The sequence below is a fragment of the Xanthomonas sp. NCPPB 3570 genome (genome assembly GCF_056725115.1).
The window spans coordinates 4,528,747-4,549,881 of the sequence record NZ_CM161513.1; the positions used below are offsets into that span (position 1 = coordinate 4,528,747).

20 protein-coding genes are annotated in these 21,135 nt (G+C 71.3%); 14 read left to right on the plus strand and 6 right to left on the minus strand.

What is annotated here, in order from left to right; genetic code table 11:
- Nucleotides 1-49 precede the first annotated feature (49 nt).
- The 3 genes from purD to yccS all read left to right on the plus strand — a co-directional run bounded on the left by purD (nt 50) and on the right by yccS (nt 4,563).
- The gene (gene purD, locus AC1PLR_RS19490) at nt 50-1,339 is read left to right on the plus strand and encodes a phosphoribosylamine--glycine ligase (protein WP_481102039.1); all 1,290 of its coding nucleotides are present in this window, start codon (nt 50-52) and stop codon (nt 1,337-1,339) included.
- Between the two features lie 271 nt (nt 1,340-1,610).
- Nucleotides 1,611-2,288 (plus strand): uracil-DNA glycosylase family protein, encoded by a 678-nt coding sequence (locus tag AC1PLR_RS19495; protein ID WP_481102040.1) that lies wholly within the window; start codon nt 1,611-1,613, stop codon nt 2,286-2,288.
- Between the two features lie 52 nt (nt 2,289-2,340).
- Nucleotides 2,341-4,563: a YccS family putative transporter gene (gene yccS, locus AC1PLR_RS19500; protein WP_481099219.1), complete on the plus strand. Its 2,223-nt coding sequence runs from the start codon at nt 2,341-2,343 to the stop codon at nt 4,561-4,563.
- Here the strand turns inward: yccS and AC1PLR_RS19505 are convergent.
- Nucleotides 4,508-5,719 carry an MFS transporter gene (locus AC1PLR_RS19505; protein WP_481102041.1) on the minus strand — a complete coding sequence of 404 codons (1,212 nt, stop codon included), beginning with the start codon at nt 5,717-5,719 and terminating at the stop codon, nt 4,508-4,510. The genes yccS and AC1PLR_RS19505 overlap by 56 nt on opposite strands.
- Before the next feature lie 142 nt (nt 5,720-5,861).
- On the opposite strand from AC1PLR_RS19505, the gene AC1PLR_RS19510 reads away from it, so the two are divergent.
- The 8 genes from AC1PLR_RS19510 to AC1PLR_RS19545 all read left to right on the plus strand — a co-directional run bounded on the left by AC1PLR_RS19510 (nt 5,862) and on the right by AC1PLR_RS19545 (nt 11,805).
- Nucleotides 5,862-6,788 (plus strand): hypothetical protein, encoded by a 927-nt coding sequence (locus tag AC1PLR_RS19510; protein ID WP_481102042.1) that lies wholly within the window; start codon nt 5,862-5,864, stop codon nt 6,786-6,788.
- A gap of 88 nt (nt 6,789-6,876) precedes the next feature.
- Nucleotides 6,877-7,821, plus strand: coding sequence for a LysR family transcriptional regulator (locus AC1PLR_RS19515; protein ID WP_481099222.1), 945 nt, complete (start codon nt 6,877-6,879; stop codon nt 7,819-7,821).
- A 27-nt stretch (nt 7,822-7,848) separates the two neighbouring features.
- Entirely contained in the window at nt 7,849-9,771 is a 1,923-nt protein-coding gene (locus AC1PLR_RS19520; protein WP_481102043.1) for an MFS transporter, read from the plus strand.
- A 138-nt stretch (nt 9,772-9,909) separates the two neighbouring features.
- A complete protein-coding gene (locus AC1PLR_RS19525) occupies nt 9,910-10,167 on the plus strand; it encodes a CD225/dispanin family protein (RefSeq protein ID WP_010341443.1) in 258 nt (85 codons plus the stop codon).
- A 46-nt stretch (nt 10,168-10,213) separates the two neighbouring features.
- The gene (locus tag AC1PLR_RS19530; protein ID WP_420008163.1) at nt 10,214-10,495 is read left to right on the plus strand and encodes a CD225/dispanin family protein; all 282 of its coding nucleotides are present in this window, start codon (nt 10,214-10,216) and stop codon (nt 10,493-10,495) included.
- A 56-nt stretch (nt 10,496-10,551) separates the two neighbouring features.
- The gene (locus AC1PLR_RS19535) at nt 10,552-10,974 is read left to right on the plus strand and encodes a DUF2752 domain-containing protein (RefSeq protein WP_481102044.1); all 423 of its coding nucleotides are present in this window, start codon (nt 10,552-10,554) and stop codon (nt 10,972-10,974) included.
- A gap of 76 nt (nt 10,975-11,050) precedes the next feature.
- Nucleotides 11,051-11,392 (plus strand): CD225/dispanin family protein, encoded by a 342-nt coding sequence (locus AC1PLR_RS19540; RefSeq protein ID WP_481102045.1) that lies wholly within the window; start codon nt 11,051-11,053, stop codon nt 11,390-11,392.
- A 5-nt stretch (nt 11,393-11,397) separates the two neighbouring features.
- The gene (locus tag AC1PLR_RS19545) at nt 11,398-11,805 is read left to right on the plus strand and encodes a DUF2752 domain-containing protein (protein ID WP_010341436.1); all 408 of its coding nucleotides are present in this window, start codon (nt 11,398-11,400) and stop codon (nt 11,803-11,805) included.
- A 219-nt stretch (nt 11,806-12,024) separates the two neighbouring features.
- On the opposite strand, the gene AC1PLR_RS19550 is transcribed toward AC1PLR_RS19545, so the two are convergent.
- The 5 genes from AC1PLR_RS19550 to AC1PLR_RS19570 are packed head-to-tail and all read right to left on the minus strand — an operon-like array spanning nt 12,025 to nt 15,561.
- On the minus strand, nt 12,025-12,921 hold the full coding sequence (locus AC1PLR_RS19550; protein WP_481102046.1) for a hypothetical protein: 897 nt from the start codon (nt 12,919-12,921) through the stop codon (nt 12,025-12,027).
- Between the two features lie 52 nt (nt 12,922-12,973).
- Complete coding sequence (nudC, locus tag AC1PLR_RS19555) at nt 12,974-13,903, minus strand: NAD(+) diphosphatase (RefSeq protein ID WP_481102047.1); 930 nt, start codon at nt 13,901-13,903, stop codon at nt 12,974-12,976.
- A gap of 48 nt (nt 13,904-13,951) precedes the next feature.
- A complete protein-coding gene (erpA, locus tag AC1PLR_RS19560; protein ID WP_017908990.1) occupies nt 13,952-14,338 on the minus strand; it encodes an iron-sulfur cluster insertion protein ErpA in 387 nt (128 codons plus the stop codon).
- Between the two features lie 31 nt (nt 14,339-14,369).
- A complete protein-coding gene (locus tag AC1PLR_RS19565; protein WP_010341431.1) occupies nt 14,370-14,819 on the minus strand; it encodes a bactofilin family protein in 450 nt (149 codons plus the stop codon).
- A gap of 7 nt (nt 14,820-14,826) precedes the next feature.
- Nucleotides 14,827-15,561, minus strand: a complete 735-nt coding sequence (locus AC1PLR_RS19570; protein WP_010341430.1) for a DUF6776 family protein — start codon at nt 15,559-15,561, stop codon at nt 14,827-14,829.
- Between the two features lie 192 nt (nt 15,562-15,753).
- Between AC1PLR_RS19570 and AC1PLR_RS19575 the strand changes: the two genes are divergently transcribed.
- The 3 genes from AC1PLR_RS19575 to AC1PLR_RS19585 are packed head-to-tail and all read left to right on the plus strand — an operon-like array spanning nt 15,754 to nt 21,064.
- Nucleotides 15,754-16,383 (plus strand): DUF4126 domain-containing protein, encoded by a 630-nt coding sequence (locus AC1PLR_RS19575; RefSeq protein WP_420008168.1) that lies wholly within the window; start codon nt 15,754-15,756, stop codon nt 16,381-16,383.
- 41 nt (nt 16,384-16,424) lie between these two features.
- Complete coding sequence (locus tag AC1PLR_RS19580; protein ID WP_481102048.1) at nt 16,425-18,362, plus strand: EAL domain-containing protein; 1,938 nt, start codon at nt 16,425-16,427, stop codon at nt 18,360-18,362.
- Between the two features lie 2 nt (nt 18,363-18,364).
- Nucleotides 18,365-21,064: a hybrid sensor histidine kinase/response regulator gene (locus AC1PLR_RS19585; RefSeq protein ID WP_481102049.1), complete on the plus strand. Its 2,700-nt coding sequence runs from the start codon at nt 18,365-18,367 to the stop codon at nt 21,062-21,064.
- Nucleotides 21,065-21,135: the final 71 nt, after the last annotated feature.

Consider the following 21,135-nt stretch of genomic DNA (forward strand, 5'->3'; position numbering starts at 1 on the left):
CGCGCCCGGTGCAGCCGTTCCCCTTTCCCCTGCAATCTGGAATTCCGCGATGAAACTGCTCGTCATCGGCTCCGGCGGCCGCGAACACGCCTTGGCCTGGAAGCTGGCCCAGTCCCCCCGTGTCGACGAAGTGCTGGTGGCGCCCGGCAATGCGGGCACCGCCGGCGAGGCCAAGTGCCGCAACGTACCGGTCAAGGTGAACGACCTCGACGGCCTGCTGGCGCTGGCCCGGGACGAAGGCGTGGCGCTGACCGTGGTCGGCCCGGAAGTGCCGCTGGTGCTGGGCGTGGTCGACCGCTTCCGCGCCGCCGGGCTGCGCATCTTCGGCCCCAGCGCCGCCGCCGCGCAGTTGGAAGGCAGCAAGGCCTACGCCAAGGACTTCCTGCAGCGCCACGGCATTCCCACCGCGTTCTACGCCGTGCATACCGAGGTCGAGGCGGCGCTGGCCTATGTCCGCGACAAGGGCGCGCCGATCGTGATCAAGGCCGACGGCCTGGCCGCCGGCAAGGGCGTGATCGTGGCGATGTCGCTGGAGGAGGCCGAGGCCGCGGTGTGCGACATGCTCTCCGGCAACGCCTTCGGCGACGCCGGTGCGCGCGTGGTGATCGAGGAATTCCTCGACGGCGAGGAAGCCAGCTTCATCTCCATGGTCGACGGCCACACCGCGCTGCCGATGGCGACCAGTCAGGACCACAAGCGCGTCGGCGACGGCGACACCGGCCCCAATACCGGTGGCATGGGTGCGTACTCGCCGGCGCCGGTGGTGACGCCCGAGGTGCACGCACGCGTGATGCGCGAAGTGGTGGAACCGACCGTGCGCGGCATGCGCGCCGACGGCGTGCCGTTCACCGGCTTCCTCTATGCCGGGCTGATGATCGACGCCAGCGGCGCACCCAAGGTGATCGAGTTCAACGTGCGTTTCGGCGACCCGGAAACGCAGCCGGTGATGCTGCGCCTGCAGTCGGACCTGCTCGACCTGCTCGACGCCGCGCTCGACGAACGCCTGCACGCGACGCAGGCGCAGTGGGATCCGCGCCCGTCGCTGGGCGTGGTGCTGGCTGCCGCGCCGTATCCGGAGACCCCGGTCACCGGCGAGCCGATCACCGGCCTGGACGCGGTCCCGGCCAACGCCAAGGTGTTCCATGCCGGCACCACGCTGGATGCGCAGGGCCGCGTGCTCAGCGCCGGCGGCCGCGTGCTGTGCGTGGCGGCGCTGGGCGAGAGCGTGGCCGAAGCGCAGCGCCATGCCTACGCCGGCGTGGCGCAGATCCACTGGGCCAGCGAATTCCACCGCCACGACATCGGCTGGCGCGCGATCGCGCGCGAGCAGGGGGCGTAAGCGCGCACGGCAGCGCTGCAGCACATGGCCCAATGTGGGAGCGGCTTCAGCCGCGACGAGTGAAGCCCAAAGCCGACTGACACCATCCGGCGTCGGGACTGAAGTCCCTCCCACAAGGACACCCGACCCGCTCCCTGTAGGAGCGGCTTGAGCCGCGACAGGGGCATGACCGGGAACGCCGGTCGCGGCTGAAGCCGCTCCTGCGAATGCGCCCACGCAATCTCCATCCCCCCCGCGCTAGCCTGAGTTTCCGCTGGTTCGCGCACACCCCATGGCCCTCTCCCCCACCCTCCGCACCCGCTTCCGCGCGCTCGCCGCGCAGACCGACGGCATCGACACCGCGGCCTATGCCGCCTGCGGCAAGGATCCGCTCGATCCCATCATCGGCCTGGGCCGCCGCGATGCGAAGGTGTGCATCCTCGGTCGCGACCCGGGCCGCAGCGAGGTGGAACACGGCCAACCCTTCGTCGGCAGCGGCGGCCAACTGGTGCGCAAGGCGCTGTACCGGCACCTGCACCACGGCGAGGAGATGCCCGACTTCGCCGCCGGGCTCAAGGCCGGCCGCGTCGCCTTCTGGCTCAACACCGTGCCGTACAAGCCGGTGGGCAACAAGGCGTGGTCGATGCCGGTGAAGCGGCGCTTCCATCCGCTGATGCGGCGCCTGCTGCTCGAGCAGTGGCGCGGCGATGCCATCCTCACCCTCGGCCGCGAGGCCTTCCTGTGGTTCGGCATCGACCAGCCGCGCGAGGTGCGCGCGGCGCTGGAGGCGTTCTGGGCGCGCGAGGACCGCTTCCAGGCGCGGACCGAGGTGGAACTGCGCAGCGAGGACGGCCGCCGCACCCGCCGCGTGACGCTGTACCCGCTGCCGCATCCCTCGCCGCTCAACCAGACCTGGTACAAGCGCTTCCCGGCGCTGCTGGACGCACGCCTGCGGCAACTCGCGGTCTGAGCCTACCTCTCAGAGGGGATCGCATACAGCGATGGTGCGCTATCGTGTCGCGGTGCCGACCCCCTCGATCGAAACCCGCCTGAGCCGCCTGTGGGCCCACGAAAAGGCCAGCTACGGGCTGCGCGTGTTCATCGCGCTGGCGGTGGCGATGGGCGTGTGCTGGCATCTGCAGCAACTGGAGGCGGTGCCGGCGATCTTCCTGGGCACCATCGCCAGCGCCATCGCCGAGACCGACGACAACTGGCTGGGCCGGATCAAGTCGGTGTTGCTGTCGCTGCTGTGCTTCGCCGCCGCCGCCGCCGCGGTGGTGCTGCTGTTCCCGTATCCGTGGCCGTTCGCCGCCGGGCTGGCGCTGTCCACCTTCGCCCTGACCCTGCTCGGCGCGCTCGGCGAACGCTACGCCTCGATCGCCCAGGCCACGGTGGCGCTGGCGATCTACGCGATGATCGGCCTGGATCACGGCAACCAGAACGGCCATGTCGGCGGCGACGCCTGGCACGGCGTGGCGCTGCTGTTGCTCGGCGCCAGTTGGTACGGCGTGCTGTCGGTACTGTGGACGGTGCTGTTCGCCAACCGGCCGGTACGCGAGCGGCTGTCGCGGCTGTACCTGGAACTGGGCCGCTACCTGCGGTGCAAGGCGGCCCTGTTCGAGCCGGTGCGGCAGAGCGACCTGCACGCGCGGCGGCTGGCGCTGGCCGAACAGAACGCGCGGGTGGTGGCGGCGCTGAACGCGGCCAAGACCGCGATCATCAGCCGCTTCGGCCGCTCCGGCCGGCCCGGCGTGCAGTCGGGCCTGTACTTCCGCCTGTACTACATGGCGCAGGACTTCCACGAGCGCGCCAGTTCCTCGCACTACCCGTACGAGGCGCTGACCGACGCGTTCTTCCACAGCGACGTGCTGTACCGCTGCCAGCGCCTGCTTGCCCTGCAGGGCAAGGCCTGCGCGGCGCTGGGCGAGGCGATCCGGCTGCGGCAGCCGTTCGACTACGGCGAACAGACCCAGCAGGCCACCACCGACCTGCGCCAGTCGCTGGATTTCCTGCACGCCCGCGCCGATCCGCGGCAGGCGCGCCTGCTCGGCTCGTTGGAACTGCTGGTGACCAACCTGCACAGCATCGAGCGGCGCCTGGCCGAGGCCGCGCAATCGGATACCACCAGCGACACCCTCGATACCCGCCTGCGCGACTCCTCGCCGCACACCCTGCGCGAGATGCTGCGGCGCCTCGGCCAGCAACTCACCCCCGGCTCGGTGCTGTTCCGGCACGGCCTGCGCATGGCCATCGCACTGGTGCTGGGCTATGTGGTCATGCAGTCGATCCACGCCAGCAACGGCTACTGGATCCTGCTGACCACCGCCTTCGTGTGCCGCCCCAACTACGGCGCCACCCGCCTGCGCCTGGTCCAGCGCATGGCCGGCACCCTGATCGGCCTGGGCGCGGCCTGGGCGTTGATGCAGTTGTTCCCGGGCACCGAACTGCAGCTGCTGTTCGCCCTGCTCGGCACCCTGGTGTTCTTCGTCACCCGCACCGACCGCTACATGCTCGCCACCGCGGCGATCACGGTGATGGCGCTGTTCTGCTTCAACCTGATCGGCGACGGCTTCATGCTGATCTGGCCGCGCCTGCTCGACACCCTGATCGGCTGCGCGATCGCCGCCGCCGCCTCGTTCCTGATCCTGCCGGACTGGCAGGGCCGGCGCCTCCACCAGGTGCTGGCGACGGTGCTGTCCAGCAGCGCGCGCTATCTGGCGCAGGTACTGGAGCAGTACCGCAGCGGCATGCGCGACGACCTGCCCTACCGCATCGCCCGCCGCGACATGCACAACGCCGACGCCGCGCTGTCGGTGGCGCTGTCGAACATGCTGCGCGAACCCGGCCGCTACCGCCGCAACCTGGATGCCGGCTTCCGCTTCCTGGCCCTGTCCAACACCCTGCTCGGCTACCTGTCGGCGCTGGGCGCGCACCGCGCCGCGCTGGCTGGCGAGACCGATCCGGACATCGCCCGCGCCGGCGACTACCTGCCGCAGGCGCTGGGCGCGTTGGCCGACGCACTGGCCGCGCGACAGGCGCTACCGCCCGCCGACGAACCCGCCGAGATCGCCCTGGCCGAGGCGCTGGAGCGCGAGGACGGCATCGACGAGGCCAAGCGCCGGCTGGTGCGCAACCAGCTCGCGCTGACCCTGCGCCTGCTGCCCAAGCTGCGCGCCGCCGCGCAGGCGGTCAGTGCCGCACCGGTGCCGCCGGCGCCGACGCTTGCCGCCCCGGCCGCACGCTGAGGCCCATCCACAGCAGCGCCGCCACCGCCAGCCCCGCGCCACCGATCGCCACCCCGCGCCAGCCGGCGTAGGCATAGGCCGCGGTGCCGAGGCTGGACCCGATCGCACCGCCGATGAAGTAGCAGGTGACGTAAGCCGAGGTGATGCGGTTGCGCGCGGCCGGATCCAGTTGGTAGATCACGCTCTGGTTGCCGATGTGCACGCCCTGCACCGCCACGTCCAGCAGCACCACCCCGGCGATCAGCAGCCACAGCGAGTGCGGCGCGCCGAGCAGCAGCAGCCACGACAGCAACAGCATGATCAGGCCGCCCCAGCCGACCAGATGGCCGGCACCGCGGTCGGACAGCTTGCCGGACAGGTTGGCGGCGAACGCGCCGGCCGCGCCGATCAACCCGAACAGGCCGATGGTCGCGGTGCCGTAGCGGTAGTCCGGGCCGGACAGCAGGAACGCCAGCGTAGTCCAGAACATGCTGAAACCGGCAAAGATCAGCCCACCCAGCACCGAGCGCGCGCGCAGCACCGGCTCGTCGCGCAGCAGCGCCAGCACCGAGCCGATCAGGTGCGGATAGGACAGCTGCGGATTGCCCGGATGCCGCGGCAGGCCGCGCCACAGGAGGCCCGACACCAGCAGGATCAGCGCCGCCGCCACCCAGTACACGGTGTGCCAGCCGCCGATCCCGGCCAGCAGGCCGGACACCGTGCGCGCCAGCAGGATGCCCAGCAACAACCCGCTCATCACCGTCCCGATCACCCGGCCGCGCTCGTGCGGCGCGGCCAGGGTCGCGGCGAACGGCACCAGGATCTGCGCCGCCACCGAACTCAGGCCGGTGATCAGCGTGCCCAGCAGCAGCAGCGCGAAGCTGTGCGCCATCGCGCTGACCAGCAGGCCGACCGCGCTGAGCGCATACAGCCCGACGATCAGGCTGCGGCGCTCGAAGCGGTCACCCAGCGGCACCAGGAACAGCAGGCCGGCGGCATAGGCCAGCTGCGCGGTGGTGACCACCGCGCCGGCATGGCGCACGTCGATGGCGAAGGTCTGCGCCAGTACCTCCAGCAGCGGCTGCGCGTAGTAGTTGCTGGCCACCGCCAGGCCGGTGGCGGTGGCCATCAGCAACACCAGGCCGCGGCGTATCGGCGGATGCGAGGTCGTGTCCATGGAAGGGAACCGGATCGAAGAGAGGGGCGCAGTCTGTGGCGGCGGCAGCGATCGTTCAAACGCATTTTTTTCACCACTGCCATCTGTTTTTGAGATAGCGTGGGTGCGGCCCGCGGCACCGCAGCTTCCGAGGAACCCGCCCATGCCCAGCACCGACATCGCCGAGGCGCTGCACCGGCACGGCTACGCCGTGGTCCGCGGCTTCCTGGGCGACGGCGACATTCCCGACGGCCTGCTGCGCTTCCTGGAAGGCGCCGAGAAGTTCCACGATGGCGTGATCGGCGACCTGCCGGCGGCGGACATGCAGCGGATCCAGGCGCGCATCGCCGCCACCGTGCCGCCGGTGGCCGCGGCCATGGGCCTGGCGATCGCCGTCGACCGCTTCGGCTACTGCGCCATCCGCATCCGCGAGAGCCACGCCGCGCCGAGCCTGCGCCTGCCGTTCGACCAGCACCGCGACCCGAAGACCGCGCCGGGCGGCGCGCTCAACTGGCACCTGGACCACTTCAGCTATTTCCTGCATGGCGACCACCGCAACTACCTGATCTGCTACATGCCGGTGTTCAAGCCCGACGCCGGCCTGGCCAATGTGGCGATCGTCGCCGACGACGTGGTCGCGCGCCTGGATCCGCACCTGCACCAGCGCATCCAGGGCCGCGGCGCGCTGCGCTTCCGCTGCGTGGAGGCCGACACGCTGGACTGGTTTCGGCTGCGCTTTCCCGGCGAGGCCATCGCCATCGGCGACTGGTATGCGATCGAGGACCTGCACGACGCCAGTCCCGGCTGGAAGATCGGCTTCGACCTGGAAGCGCACAAGGTGGTGCCGCAACTCGCCGTCGGCGACCTGCTGATCATGCGCGCCGACGTCATCCACCGCACCCACGACGCCGGCTGCGACCGCATCTCGGTGCGCTGCGACGCCCTGCCCGCGCAGGCGCCGCGGCTGGACACCCTGCGCGGCCTGCTCGGCATGACCCTGCGTTACCCGTTCATGAGCCGCAAGCGTCGCTACAACATCCGCCTGTGGCTGCGCCAGCAATGGCGCAGGCGGCTGGGACGCCCGGCATGAGGCGCGCGCCGCGACCACGGGCGACGCACGCCTGCGGCAGCAGTGCCGATCGGCTGCCACATCGGCGCGACGCACGCGGGGCGCCATCATGCTGACCCTGCGCCAGCTCGAATTCGCCGTCGCCGTCGCCGAGGAAGGCAGCTTCACCGCCGCCGCACGCCGCTGCCACACCGTGCAATCGGCGCTGAGTCACCAGATCGCCAAGATCGAGCAGGCGCTGGGCGCGCGGCTGTTCGAGCGCGGTGCGCGGCAGGTGCGCGCCACCGCCGCCGGCGAGGTGTTCCTGCACAACGCCCGCGCCACCCTGCGCGCCGCCGAGCGCCTGCACGAGGAAATGGCGCAGACCCTGGGCACGGTGCGCGGCCGCCTGCAGATCGGGCAGATCTCCTCGTTGAACGCAGTGCAGGTGCCTGCGGTGCTGCGCCAGTTCCGCGAGGCGCACAGCGCGGTGGACGTGCACCTGCGCACCGGCATGAGCGATGCGCTGCTGCTGGACCTGGGCGAAGGCCGGCTCGACGTGGCCCTGGTCGGGGTCGGCCCGCACGTGGCGCTGCCGCCGCAGCACCTGCTGCTGCACGAGGAGCCGCTGGCGCTGATCGCCGCGCCCGGCAACCGCTTCGCCGCGCGTCGCGAGGTGTCGCTGCGCGAACTGGAGGACGCACCGATGGCCGGGCTGACCCCCGGCGCCGGCGTACGCGGCATCATCGACCGCGCCTTCGCCGCCGCCGGCCTGCGCCAGCGCCTGCAGTACGAGGTCACCCACGCCGACCTGCAGCGGCAACTGGTGGCCGAGGACCTGGGCCTGGCGGTGGTGCCGCAGACCATGGCCGCCGGCATGCACGGCGTGGCCACGGTGGCGCTGCGCGAGCGCTTCCGTTTCCTCACCTACGCCGTATGGCGGCCGGACCCGACCCCGGCCGCACGCGCCTTCATCGCCCTGCTGCACGCGCGGCGCGACGCCATCCAGGCGGCGGCCGGCAGCGCCGGAGCGGGCCGCCGCGCACCGCGCCTGCGCGCGCGGCGAACCTGCTAGGCTGCGCGCGTTCGCAAAGGAGCCTGCATGTCCGCCCACAGCCAGTTCGCCCTGCTGCGGCAACGCCGCTTTCTGCCGTTCTTCGTGGTCCAGTCGCTGGGCGCGTTCAACGACAACGTGTACCGGCAGGCGATCATCGGCCTACTGTTCTATTTGGGCGTGACCCCGGAGCAGCGCACGCTGTACACCAACCTGGCGCCGGCACTGTTCATCCTGCCGTACTTCCTGTTCTCCTCACTGGCCGGGCAGATCGCCGAGAAACTGGAGAAATCGCGGCTGGTGGTCATCACCACCACGATGGAGATCGGCATCATGTCGCTGGCCGCGGTCGGCTTCCTGACCGAGAACATGGCGGTGCTGCTGGTGGCGCTGTTCTGCACCGGCCTGCAGTCGACCCTGTTCGGCCCGGTGAAGTATTCGATCCTGCCGTCGGTGCTCAAGCCGGAGGAACTGACCGGCGGCAACGGCCTGGTCGAGATGGGCACCTCGATCTCGATCCTGTGCGGCATGATCCTGGGCGGGCTGATCTTCCAGATCGCCGGCAGCCACGGGCCGGTGGCCGCGGCCACCGCGGTGGTGGCGCTGGCGGTCACCGGCAACCTGATGGCGCGCTGCATCCCCAAGGTCGACGCCGGCGCGCCCGAGTTGAAGATCAACTGGAACCCGCTGCCGGAATCGCTGGCGATCATGCGCCTGACCCGGCGCCAGCTGGCGGTGCGCAACGCGGTGCTCGGCGTGTCCTGGTTCTGGTTCGTCGGCACCGTGCTCACCGCGCAGTTGCCGACCTACGCCGAACTCAACCTGGGCGGCGCGCAGGACCTGTACATCTTCGCCCTGGCGCTGTTCTCCATCGGCACCGGCACCGGCTCGCTGCTGTGCGAGAAGCTGTCCGGGCGCACCGTGGAAATCGGCCTGGTGCCGCTGGGCGCGTTCGGCATCAGCGCCTTCATGCTCGACCTGTACTTCGCCCGGCCCGGCGCCGCGCTGCAGACCGGCCTGGGCATCGGCCAGTTCGTCCACCAGGCCGGCAGCTGGCGGATCATGCTCGACCTGGTCGGCATCGGCCTATGCACCGGCCTGTTCGTGGTGCCGCTGTTCGCGCTGATCCAGAGCCGCACGCCGAAGGCGGAGCTGTCGCGCGTCATCGCCGGCCTCAACATCCAGAACTCGCTGTTCATCGTGCTGGCGGCGATGATCGGCATCGTCCTGCAGATGCAGGAGCTGCACCTGTTCGGCACGCGCATCCCGCTGCCCGGGCTGAGCATCCCGCAGGTGTTCCTGGCGCTGGCCATCGCCAACGCGGTGGTCGCGATCTGGATCTTCAGCATCGTCCCCGAATTCCTGATGCGCTTCCTCAGCTGGGTGATGGTGCGCACCCTGTACCGGCTGCGCCTGCACGGCATCGAGCGGCATGTGCCCGAGGAGGGCGCGGCGCTGATCGTGTGCAACCACGTCAGCTACATGGACGCACTGGTGCTGGCCGCGGCGATCCCGCGACCGGTGCGCTTCGTCATGTACTACCGCATCTTCAACATTCCGGTGATGCGCTGGATCTTCCGCACCGCCAAGGCGATCCCGATCGCCGGCGCACGCGAGGATCCCGAGCTGATGCAGCGCGCGTTCGACGCCATCGACGCCGCGCTGGCCGAGGGCGAACTGGTGTGCATCTTCCCCGAGGGCGCGCTGACCAAGGACGGCGAGATCGCCGCGTTCAAGTCCGGCGTGGAGAAGATCCTGGCGCGGCGCGCGGTGCCGGTGGTGCCGATGGCCTTGCGCAACATGTGGACCAGCATGTGGAGCAAGCGCGACTCGCGATTGCGGCGCATGCGCGTGCCGCGGCGCTTCCGCGCGCATGTCGAGGTGATCGCCGATGCACCGGTTCCCGGCGCGCAAGCCAGCGCCGAGAGCCTGGAAGCCGACGTGCGGCGCCTGCGCGGCGATGCCGCCTGAGTGCGGCGCAGGTGCCGCAGGCGCGCGCTTGGGGTAAATTAGCCGCAGGGGAGATGCCACAAGCGGTGGCGTCCATCACGAAGGACCGCGCGGAAAGTGAACCACGTCGCACCACCACCAGCGCCCAACGCGACGGGCGTGTATGTACCCAACAATCTCGTCTGGGCGATCCTGTCCACGCTGTTCTGCTGCCTGCCGCTGGGCATCGTCTCCATCGTCTACGCCTCGCAGGTGGATGGCCGCCGCGCCGCCGGCGACATCGCCGGCGCCCGCGAGGCCTCGCGCAAGGCCGGCCTGTGGGCGCTGTGGTCCGCGTTCGCGCTGCCGATCCTGATGGCGCTGTGGTTCCTGCTGTTCGGCGGCCTGGCCTTCCTCGGCAGCCTGACCAACCACTAGCGCCAAGCGTTTCCCGTTTCACCACCCAACCATCGGAGCAACACGGATGAATACCACCGCACCGCAAGTATCCAACAACCTCGTCTGGGCGATCCTGACCACGCTGTTCTGCTGCCTGCCGCTGGGCATCGTGTCCATCGTCTATGCCGCGCAGGTCAACACCAAGCTCGCCGCGGGCGATGTGAACGGTGCGCGCGAGTCGGCGGACAAGGCCAAGAAGTGGGCGATCTACTCGGCGATCACCTCGGTGGTGCTGATCGTGCTGTACATGATCTTCCTCTTCGCCCTGGGCGGCCTGGGCATGATGCAGCAGTCGTCCATGTCCTGAGGACTGCGGCCGCCGTCGCCTGCGACGGCGGCCGACCACGCGATCGTCCGCCTGCCATGTCCCTTCAGCGCCTGCAGTCCCTGCCACGCTGGCTGCCGCTGGCCGCACTGAGCGGCGCCGCAGCGGTCGCCACCGTCGTGCTGCGCCGGGTCGATCCGAATGTCCCCGGCAATCCGCTGCCGGGTTGCCCGTTCCGCGCCCTCACCGGCCTGTACTGCCCGGGCTGCGGCAGCACCCGCTGCCTGCATGCGCTGGTGCATTTCGACCTGAGCCACGCCTGGGCCAGCAATCCGTTGCTGGTGGTGGCGCTGCCGCTGCTGGCGATCATGGCGCTCAACGCCGCCGGCCTGCGCCTGCGCCCACTGGCGCCGCTGCTGAAGATCCTCGCCGACCCACGCCTGTGGCTGTGGGTGCTGCTCGGCTATGCGCTGCTGCGCAATCTGCCCTGGTACCCCTTCACCCTGCTCGCGCCGCACTGACGGCGCGCCATGCCCGCACCGCAGCGGCTCGTCTAGACTCAGCGGCTGCGGTGCACCATCCCTCGAGGAGATCCACATGAGCACCGTCAGCCCCGTCACGCCCCCGCCTCCGCCCGCTCCCGGCCCGGTCCCCAACCATCTGGCCTGGGCGATCATCTCGACGGTGCTTGGCTTCTGCTTTTGCTGCCCGTCGTTGATCACCGGCATCGTCGCCATCGTGTTCTCCAGCAAGGTCAACGGCCTGCTCAACCAGGGCGACCTGGAGGGCGCGCGTCGCGCCTCCAACACCGCCAAGACCTGGTGCTGGGTGACCACCGTGCTGGCCATCATCGGCGTGCTGATCAATGGGGTCATGGTCGCCACCGGCGGCATGCAGAGCTACATGCAGTACATTCAGCAGATGCAGCACGCGAGCTGATCGGCATGCGCGCCTGGCAACAACGGGCGTGCCTGGGCGCCGCCGCCGCGTTCGCGGCCGGCGGCGCCACGCTGCTGTACCGCTTCGATCCCAATGCCGCGAACAATCCGTTCGCGCCGTGCATGTTCCATGCGCTCACCGGCTACTACTGTCCGGGCTGCGGCATGACCCGCGCCCTGCATGCGCTGGTGCACCTGGACCCGGTCGGGGCGTTCGCGATGAATCCCGGCGCGATGCTGGGCCTGGCCCTGCTGCCGGGCCTGATCGCCTGGAAGGCCGGCTGGCGCGCGGCCTGGTTCGCGCCGGTGGTCGGCGTGGTGTCGCGGCCGAACTTCTGGCTGATCGCGCTGCCGGGCTACTGGATCGCACGCAATCTGCCGTGGTTCCCGTTCACCCTGCTGGCACCGCACTAGCCGGCCTGCCGCATCCGCCTCGTCGTGTCCGATAGCAGGCTCGCACCTCCCAGCCCAGTTGATGGGTACATCTCATCACGTCGGCACGCGTCCCGTAGGAGCGGCTTCAGCCGCGACAGGCGTTCCCGACAAATCCGTCGCGGCTGAAGCCGCTCCTACGCGACAACCTCATGCGTGGCGAAACAGGTTGTCAGAGGTGCCCTGAGGTCGAGAGCGGCCTCAGCTGACCCAGCCGGCGATCACCAGCAGCGCCAGCAGCACCAGCCACAGCAGCAGCACCCGCCAGACCTGGCTCATCGCATCGCGCAGTTCGGGCAGGCGCCGCAGCGCCGGCACCACCATGCCCGCATCGCTGTAGTCGTGCGCCTCGGCATCGAGTTCGCCGCGCACGCTGGCGCAGGCCACCGGCCCGAGGAAGCCGATGTCCAACTGCCAGCGCTTGCTGCCGGCGGCGCGCCAGGCGCCGAACACCGCCTCGAAATTGCCGACCAGGGCAAGCGAGAAGGTCATCAGGTGCGCCACCGGCCATTCCAGCGCCGTCAGCAGCGCCCGCGCGCCGGCGGCAGTGGACGGCGGCAGCCGTGACGCGTACGGACCGACCGCGGCCAGCGCCAGCAAGCGGTAGCCCAGCGCGCCGAACGGCCCCAGCAGCAGGAACCAGAACAGCACCGCGAACCAGCGCCGCAGCGCGCTGACCGCCACCGCCTCGACCAACCCGGCCGGATCGGCGCGCAGTGGCCCGCCATCGGCCTGCAGTTGCGCCACCGCCAACTGCCGCGCCGCGGCATCGTCGGCGTCGATGATCGCCTCCACGTCGGTGTCCAGGTCGCGCGGCCCCCAGCTGAAGGCCAGCACCGCGATCCCGAACAGCAGGGTCAGCAGGCCCAGGTGCGGCGCGGTCAGCAACCACTGCAGCAGGCCGACCAGCAGCAGCGGCGGCAGCAGCGCCAGCGCGATGCCGTAGCGGCCGCGCCAGGCGCTGCCTTCGCCGGCATGCGTGTCCAGCCAGCTCAGCCAGTCGCCGAAGGCGTCGAAGCGGCGCAACGAGGCCACCATGCCGGGGGCGACATGGCCCAGCACCAGGGCGACGATCACAGCGACGAGGGTCGTGAACATGCAGGTCCTCCGGGACCATTCTGAAACGGATGCGCGCAGCGCGCCGGCGCGGTCAGGCCGGCACGCCGCGCCGGTACCAGTCCTCGATCAGCGCGCGGGCGATGGAGATGCGCGGCGGCAGGCGCAGGCCGTGGCCATCGTCGGCGCTGTCGCCGTGCGCGGCCAGGCGCGCCAGCGCAGCGCCGACTTCCTCGCGCTCGAACCAGCGCGCGTCTTCCAGCTCGCCATCCACCTGCGGCATGTCCGCCTCTGCCTGCGCGGTAAAGCCGAGCATCAGCGCGCCCGGGAACGGCCACGGCTGCGCGCCGAAGTAGCGGCAACTGCCGGGCCGCACCCGCACCTGGGTCTCTTCGGCCACCTCGCGCGCCACCGTCTGCTCCAGCGATTCGCCCGGCTCGACGAAGCCGGCGATCACCGAATAGCGCCGCGCCGGCCAGCTCGCCTGGCGCCCCAGCAGCAGCCGCCGACCGTCGCTGACCGCGACGATCACCGCCGGATCCACCCGTGGGTAATGTTCGCTGGCGCACTGGGTGCAGACGCCGAGGAAGCCGCCGCGCTGCAAGGCGATGGCGCCGCCGCAGACGCCGCAGAAGCGCGTCCGCGACTGCCAATGCAGCATTGCGCGGGCGTAGGCGAACAGTCCGGCCTCCCGCGCCGGCCACTCGGCGGCGGCGCGGCGCAGATCGATGCGCTGCGGCGGCGACGCCAACTGCGGCACCGCGTCGGTGGCCAGCGCAAACCAGGCCTGGCCGTGGTCTAGACCGAGGAACAGCGCCTGCTCCACCACGGCGCCCAGCGCGGCGCCGCTGGCGATCAGCGGGCGCCCGTCGGCCTCGGCATGCGCATGGCCATCGGCCTCCAGCACCAGCACCCGCGCCTGGTCCCAGGCCTGGCGCAGCGCGGCCGCGTCGTTGCGCACGGCATCGGCACGGTCGATCGCAGGACCGGCGAAGGCGAAGGAGTCAGGCGTCGGATCGGACATGCGCCGCAGGGTGCAGGCAAACCGTGCGTCCCGCAAGCCGCAGCGTGTCTACACGCTGAAGCTGCTGCCGCACCCGCAGGTGGTCTTGGCGTTGGGATTGCGGATCACGAACTGCGCGCCGTGCAGGCCCTCGCTGTAGTCCACTTCCGCGCCCATCAGGTACTGCAGGCTGAGCGGGTCGACCAGCAGGGTGACCTGGTCGGTCTGCACCGCCAGGTCGTCCTCGGCGCGGTTCTCGTCGAACTCGAACCCGTACTGGAAGCCGGAACAGCCGCCGCCCTGGATGTACACGCGCAGCGCCAGCGCATCGTTGCCTTCCTCGCGGATCAGCTCGCGCACCTTGGCCGCGGCGGCCGCGGTGAAGTTCAACGGCCGATCCAGCGACTGGTAGTCGGGCGTGGGCGCGGCGCCCGGCAGGGAAACGAGAGTGCTCATGGCGGCAGGATGGGGACGGCCGGCGCCCGAATCAAGCCTCGGCGGTCAGCGCGCGCGGCGGCTCGGCGTCGCCGGCGGCCTCGCGGTGCGCTTCCGGCGGCGCCAGCGCCGCCAGGCTGCCGGCGTGGATCAGGCGCCCGGTCAGCTGCGCGCCAGCGTTCATCTCCACCACCTGGTAGTGCACGTTGCCCTGGACCCGCGCCTTGGACGCCAGTTCCACGCGCTCGGCGGCATGCACGTCGCCGATCAGCTGGCCGTTGATGATGACCACCGGCGCGCGCACCTCGCCCTCGATGCTGCCGTGCTCGGACAGGGTCAGCGTGGCCGGCGCGCCGTCTTCGGCGATGACCTTGCCGAGGATGCGCCCTTCCACGTAGAGCCCGCCGCTGAACACCAGGTCGCCGCGGATCACCACCTGCGCGCCGATCAGCGTGTCGACCACGGTCTGGCCGCTGCTGCGGCTGTTCTTGTTCCCAAACATAGGCTGATTATTCCCCTTTGCCGTTACCGGCCAATGTCCAATCGAAGGTCTGGCTGACCGGCGCCCCCCCGCCGCTCAGCACCACCCGCACCCGTTGCGGAGTGAAGCCCTTGGGCAGGATCACGCTGCCGTCCAGTTGCTGGAAGTAGCGGAACGAGTAGTCCTGCCCGGGCACACCTGTCTTCTGGTGCAGTTCGTCCCAGCCCACGCTGGTCAGCTTGCCGCCGCGCACGCCTTCCACGGTCAGCCGCAGCTGGCCCTGGCTGATCGCGCCGCGGTTGAGGTTCTGGGTCAGCACCACGTTGTAGCGCCAGGTGCCGCCGGCCTCGGCGGAGAACTCCACCGAATGCACGCTCAGGCCCTTGCGCTGGCTGGTCGCGCCGACCAGGCGCTCGTAGAACGCCACGTCCGCGCGCAGCCCGGCGATCTCCTCGTCGCGCTCGGCCAGCGAACTCTGCACCTCGTTGTTGGCGGCGCGGCTGATCTGGTCGGAGCGGGCCAGGGTGGCCTGGCGCTGGTTGAGCGTCTCGATCTGCCGCTGCTGCGCCTGCAGGTTGCGTTCGGCCTCGCGCAACTGCGCGCTGACCGCACTCAGCCGCGGCGCGGCCTGGCGGCTGGCCAGCCACCAGGTCAGCGCCAGCGACAGCAGCCACAGCGCGGCCAGCAGCAGCCACAGCCCGCGGCCGCGGCGGGGCGCGGCGCCATTGGGCACGATCTGGAAACGGGGAACGGGTCGGTTCATGCGCACTGCCACGCCACCGAGGCGGCGCCGGCGTCGATCCTCGCGGGTCGGCCTGCTGGAACGCCCTAGTGTAAGCCACCCTCCTGAGCAGCGCCGGACTGCACCGCATCCCACGCCCCGCCCCGCGGGCTGGCCTTCGCGGCAGGCATGGCCGATAGTGGCCGACACCCGTGCTTTGCAGGAGCGCCTGCCATGACCGACGCCCATCTCTTCGTAATCGGCATCCTGCTGGCCTGGCTGGCCGGCATCCGGGTGTACCTGACCGTGTTCGGCATCGGCCTGGCCGGCCTGCTCGGCTGGCTGGAGCTGCCGCCGGCGCTGCAGGCGACGCAGTCGTGGTGGGTGCTGGGCACCTCCGGCGCGCTGGCGCTGGCGGAATTCTTCGCCGACAAGATCCCCGGCGTGGACTCGGTCTGGGACCTGCTGCAGACCCTGACCCGGATTCCGGCCGGTGCCTTCCTGGCCGCGGCCACGCTCTCGCCCGACGGCCAACTCGGCGCCGGCGCGCTGGCCACCGGCGCGGGCGTGGCGCTGACCAGCCATGCGCTCAAGGCCGGCACTCGCGCCCTGCTCAACACCTCCCCGGAACCGGCCAGCAACTGGATCGCCTCGCTGGCCGAGGATTCGGTGGTGATCGCCGCGCTGGCCCTGGCCCTGGCGCACCCGTGGCTGGCGCTGGCGGTGGTGCTGGCGGCGAGCGTGCTCGGCGCGCTGCTGGTGTGGTGGATCTGGCGCCTGCTGTGGCGGGGCATGCGCCGCCTGCTGGCCTCGCCCGCCCCTGCAACCGGCAACGCCACGCACACGGGCGTCCTGCCATCGTGAACTTCATCGCATAATTGGACGCGCCCCAGGAACCAGACGCGATGCCCGCCAACGACACCGCTCCGCTTTCCCCTCGCGAGGACGCCCGCGCGCGTCACGTCCGCGCCGAAACGCCGCCGCCGCACTACTGGCGCCGCTGGGTCGGCGATGCAGCGCGCGCCACGCCCGCCGATGTCGCCTCTGCGGCCGGCATCGCCGATCCTGCGTCCACCGACGCGACCGCCGACGCCACGCCGCCGGCCGGCAATGAGCACGACGACGGCGCGGCCGACGCCAACGCGGCCGCCTTCGTGGTCGCCGACGCCACCGCCGATTCCACCGCACAGGCTGCAGCCGCCGCGCCGTACCGCGTGTTGATCGTCGAGGACGACCGCGCGCAGGCGCTGTTCGCGCAGAGCGTGCTGCACGGGGCCGGCATGCACGCGCAGGTGCAGATGCAGGCCGAAGGCGTGCAGCAGGCCATCGCCGACTATCGGCCGGACCTGATCCTGATGGACCTGCACATGCCGGGCCTGGACGGCATGCGCCTGACCGCCCTGATCCGCCAACAGCCGCAGCACCAGCTGCTGCCGATCGTGTTCCTGTCCGGCGACGCGGATCCGGAGCTGGAATACGAAGTGCTCGACAGCGGCGCCGACGATTTCCTGACCAAGCCGATCCGGCCGCGGCACCTGATCGCCGCGGTGTCCAACCGCATCCGCCGCGCCCGCCAGCAGGCCCAGCACGGCCACGCCGAGGCGGCGCCGCTGAACAATCCCGAGACCGGCCTGCCGACCCGCGCGCATGTGCTGCAGTTGCTGGACACGACGTTGCGCGCCCACCGCCCCGGCAGCCTGTACTTCATCGAGATCGCCAGCGCGCTCGGCCTGCGCGAACGCTACGGCTACGCCGCGTTCGAGCGGCTGATGGTGCAGGCCGGGCGCCGCCTGGCCGGCGTCACCGCCCCGCAGCCGCTGGCGCGGCTCAACGACAACAGCTTCCTGCTGCTGGCCGACGACGCCGATGCCGACGCGCAGTTGCAGTGCGCGCAGCGCCTGCGCGACGCGCTGTCCGGCCACGCCTTCCCGCTGCGCGAGGACGAGGCGCTGCACCTGCGCTGCGCAATCGGCTACGCCGACTTCGGCCATGGCTTCGAGGACGCCGGCAGCGCGCTGGAGGCGGTCGAGCGCACCGCGCTGCAGGCGCGGCTGCAGCCGCAGGGCATCGCCGCCTACGTGCCGCCGCGCGCGGACGAGGACCTGCAGCGCATCGCCATGCTGGAAGGACAGCTGGAACCGGCCTACCAGCCGATCGTCGCCGTCGCCGGCGGCGACATCGCCCAGTACCAGGTGCTGCTGCGCCTGCGCCAGCGCGACGGCAGCCTGCTCTCGGCCGGCCAGGTGCTGCCGGCCGCCGAGGCCGGCGGCCGCATCGCCGACCTCGACCAGCAGGTGCTCGATCACGCGCTTGGCCTGCTGCACCTGTACCAGCACGCCACGCCGCCGCTGCGCCTGTTCGTCTCGCAGTCCTCGCGTACGCTGGCGCGTACCGCCTTCGCCGAATGGCTGATCGACACCATCGGCCGCCGCGGCGTCACCGGCACCTCGCTGGTGATCGACCTGCGCCTGGACGACGCCCTGGTCCACACCGCCACGCTGCAGCAGTTCTGCGCGCGGCTGATGCCGCTGGGCGTGCAGTTCTGCGTCAGCCAGTTCGAACCGGGCGCGGAGGCCGAGGCGCTGCTCGCGCACCTGCCGCTGGGCTATCTGCGCCTGTCGGCGCGCTTCGCCGGCGCGCATGCCGATCCCGAGTTGCGCGACCAGTTGCGCGCCACCATCGATCTGGCGCACCGCGCCGGCCTGCTGATCATCGGCCAGCAGATCGAGCAGGCGCAGGCCGCGGCGGCGATGTGGATGGGCGGGGTCGACTTCATCCAGGGCAACCTGGTGCAGTCGGTCGGCGACCAGTTGAACTTCGACTTCCAGAACGCGGTGCTCTAGCCATGTCCGTCCGTCGACGTCGGCCCGTCCCACGGCCGGCGGCCTTCGCCGCGGTGCTCGCCGTCGCCGGCACCCTGCTGGCGCTGCCGCCGCTGGCACTGCCCTTGCCGGCGCCGTGGCACTGGCTGGCGCCGGTCTGCATGGCCGCCGCCGCGGCCCTGGCCACCCTCGCCGGCTGCCGCGCGCGCCAGCAGATCGAACGCCTGGATGCGGCGCTGGCGCGTGCCGCGCTGGCCGAGTCCGAACGCAACGCCCTGCAGCACGACGTGCATGCGCGCGAGCGGCTGGAACAGGAACTGCTGCAGGCCAAGCAGGCCGCCGAGGCGGCGGTGCTGGCCAAGGGCGAGTTCCTGGCGACGATGAGCCACGAGATCCGCACCCCGCTCAACGGCATCATCCCGATGCTGGAGCTGATCGGGCGCGGCCCGCTCGGCCTGGACCAGCGCGAGATGCTGCGCGCGGCCAGCACCTCCTCGCTGCAACTGCTGCGCATCGTCGACGACATCCTGGATTACTCCAAGCTGGAAGCGAACCGGCTGGAGCTGGAGATCACCACCTTCAACCTGCGCGAGCTGCTCGACGGCGTGCTGGAGCTGATGCAGCGCGCGGCCGAGGCCAAGGGCCTGCGCATGACGCTGCAGCTGAACCCGGCGGTGCGCCTGCCGGTGCGCGGCGATCCGGTGCGCCTGCGCCAGGTGCTGAGCAACCTGCTCGGCAACGCGGTCAAGTTCACCGCGCGCGGCGGCATCGACCTGGGCGTGCGCCGGCTCGGCGAGACCCCGGCGCAGCACCTGCTGCGCTTCGAGGTGCGCGACACCGGCATCGGCATCAGCGCCGAACGCCAGGAGCACCTGTTCCAGGCCTTCACCCAGGCCGACGCTTCCACCACGCGCCTGTACGGCGGCACCGGCCTGGGCCTGACCATCTGCAAGCGCATCGTCGAACTGATGGGCGGGCGCATCGGCGTGACCTCGCGGCAGGGCCAGGGCGCCACGTTCTGGTTCGAGATCCCGTTGCTGAAGGTGATCGGCGACCTGGCGCAGCACCCGGGCGGCCTGCCGCGACTGCATGCGTTGCTGGTCGGCGCCGACCAGCGCCTGCAGCAGCGCCTGAGCGTGCTGCTGCCGAACTGGGGCGTGCAGGTCAGCAAGGTCGATTCGACCCAGGAGGCGCTGGAGCGGCTGCGCGGCAACGGCAACGGCAGCGGCGCGCGCGCGGCCTACGACCTGGTGATCGGCGACCTGGACGGCCTGCGGCAGAGCGCACGCGCCCTGCAGCGCGCGGTGGCGCGGCTGCCGGCACCGCAGACCACGCGGCTGATCTGGCTGTACGGCGAGGCCGACATTCCCGAGGAGATCCGCGCGCACGGCGCCCTGCTGTCGCGGCAGGCCGCCGACATCGATCTGCGCAGCATGCTGGCACTGGCGCCGGCGACGCCGCACCTGGCCAACGAGACGGTGGGCGCCAGCGACGACGCCGCGGATACGTTCTACCACGACGCCTTCGCGCAGGACGCCGCGGACAGCGCAACGTCCCCTCCCGCCGCGGACGCGGCGAGCGCGATCGCCGACGCCCCGCCGCCGCGCAGCGGCTACCGGCTGCTACTGGTCGAGGACAATCCGGTCAACCTGATGGTGGCGCGGCGCCTGCTGGAATCGCTGGGCCACCACGCCGACAGCGTCGAGGACGGCGCCGCCGCACTGGCGCAGTTGGCGCAGCAGCCGTACGACCTGGTGCTGATGGACTGCCAGATGCCGGTGCTGGACGGCTACGCCGCCACCGGCCAATGGCGCCAGCGCGAGGCCGAGATGGCGCGCCCACGCCTGCCGATCGTGGCGATGACCGCCAACGCGATGGCCGGCGACAGACAGCGCTGCCTCGATGCCGGCATGGACGACTACCTGTCTAAGCCGATCGACCGTGCGCGGCTCGAGACCTGCCTGCAGCGCTGGCTGCCGCTGCAACCGGCGGCCTTGCCGGCCAGCGCGGCGTTCGCGCCCGAGGCGGACGCAGCCCCGGCAACGGCCGCCATCGCGAATGGAGCGGCCACGGAGGCGCTCGCCAGCGCGATGCGCGTCGAACCGCAGGACACCCGCCACGCCGACATGCCCATGGCCGACGCCGCGGCGGCCACGCCTGCTACGGCATCCAGCCCCACTACCCCGTCGACCGCCCCAATGCCATCGCTCGATCACGACATGCGCGAAGCTCCCCCGGCCGCGCCTGCGCCGGAACAGGACCTGGCGTCGCGCGTCGCCACCGCGGCGTCGACGCCGCCGCTCGCCTCGCCAGAGGCCGACGATCTGCAACCACCATCGGCAGTGCCGGCGCCAGTGCTGGACATCGCGGTGCTGGACGAACTGCGCGACGTCATCGGTGCCGCCAGCGTGACCCAGATCGTCGAGCTGTTCCTGGCCGATGCGCCGCTGCTGATCCAGCGCCTGGAGCAGGCCGCGGCGACGGCGCAGAGCGACGTGCTGCGCGAAGCCGCGCACACGCTGAAATCCTCGGCCGCCAACCTCGGCGCGCTCGCGCTGTCGGCGGCGGCGCTGCGCATCGAATCGGGCGTACGCACCGGCACGCTGGAGCGCCCGGTGGTCGCGGTCGCCCTGGTGATCGCGGAGTTCGCGCGCGCGCGCCTGGCGCTGAGCGGTTACCGCGCCAGCGTCCGCGATGCCGTCGAGGACAGCGCCGCGCCCTGAGGCGTGCGGAGATCTGAGGACGCTCAATGCGTTTCGCCGTCCACGCCCGCAGAGGATGACGGCCAGGTGGA

Excerpts from the sequence above, each read along its gene's own strand:
- AC1PLR_RS19515 (WP_481099222.1), top strand. The coding sequence starts at position 6,877 with ATGCTGACCCTGCGCCAGCTCGAATTCGCCGTCGCCGTCGCCGAGGAA.
- AC1PLR_RS19530 (WP_420008163.1), top strand. The coding sequence starts at position 10,214 with ATGAATACCACCGCACCGCAAGTATCCAACAACCTCGTCTGGGCGATC.
- AC1PLR_RS19535 (WP_481102044.1), top strand. The coding sequence starts at position 10,552 with ATGTCCCTTCAGCGCCTGCAGTCCCTGCCACGCTGGCTGCCGCTGGCC.
- AC1PLR_RS19570 (WP_010341430.1), bottom strand. The coding sequence starts at position 15,561 with ATGAACCGACCCGTTCCCCGTTTCCAGATCGTGCCCAATGGCGCCGCG.
- nudC (WP_481102047.1), bottom strand. The coding sequence starts at position 13,903 with ATGTCCGATCCGACGCCTGACTCCTTCGCCTTCGCCGGTCCTGCGATC.
- purD (WP_481102039.1), top strand. The coding sequence starts at position 50 with ATGAAACTGCTCGTCATCGGCTCCGGCGGCCGCGAACACGCCTTGGCC.
- AC1PLR_RS19510 (WP_481102042.1), top strand. The coding sequence starts at position 5,862 with ATGCCCAGCACCGACATCGCCGAGGCGCTGCACCGGCACGGCTACGCC.
- AC1PLR_RS19505 (WP_481102041.1), bottom strand. The coding sequence starts at position 5,719 with ATGGACACGACCTCGCATCCGCCGATACGCCGCGGCCTGGTGTTGCTG.
- AC1PLR_RS19575 (WP_420008168.1), top strand. The coding sequence starts at position 15,754 with ATGACCGACGCCCATCTCTTCGTAATCGGCATCCTGCTGGCCTGGCTG.
- AC1PLR_RS19585 (WP_481102049.1), top strand. The coding sequence starts at position 18,365 with ATGTCCGTCCGTCGACGTCGGCCCGTCCCACGGCCGGCGGCCTTCGCC.
- AC1PLR_RS19520 (WP_481102043.1), top strand. The coding sequence starts at position 7,849 with ATGTCCGCCCACAGCCAGTTCGCCCTGCTGCGGCAACGCCGCTTTCTG.
- erpA (WP_017908990.1), bottom strand. The coding sequence starts at position 14,338 with ATGAGCACTCTCGTTTCCCTGCCGGGCGCCGCGCCCACGCCCGACTAC.
- AC1PLR_RS19495 (WP_481102040.1), top strand. The coding sequence starts at position 1,611 with ATGGCCCTCTCCCCCACCCTCCGCACCCGCTTCCGCGCGCTCGCCGCG.
- AC1PLR_RS19545 (WP_010341436.1), top strand. The coding sequence starts at position 11,398 with ATGCGCGCCTGGCAACAACGGGCGTGCCTGGGCGCCGCCGCCGCGTTC.
- AC1PLR_RS19565 (WP_010341431.1), bottom strand. The coding sequence starts at position 14,819 with ATGTTTGGGAACAAGAACAGCCGCAGCAGCGGCCAGACCGTGGTCGAC.
- AC1PLR_RS19540 (WP_481102045.1), top strand. The coding sequence starts at position 11,051 with ATGAGCACCGTCAGCCCCGTCACGCCCCCGCCTCCGCCCGCTCCCGGC.
- AC1PLR_RS19580 (WP_481102048.1), top strand. The coding sequence starts at position 16,425 with ATGCCCGCCAACGACACCGCTCCGCTTTCCCCTCGCGAGGACGCCCGC.
- AC1PLR_RS19550 (WP_481102046.1), bottom strand. The coding sequence starts at position 12,921 with ATGTTCACGACCCTCGTCGCTGTGATCGTCGCCCTGGTGCTGGGCCAT.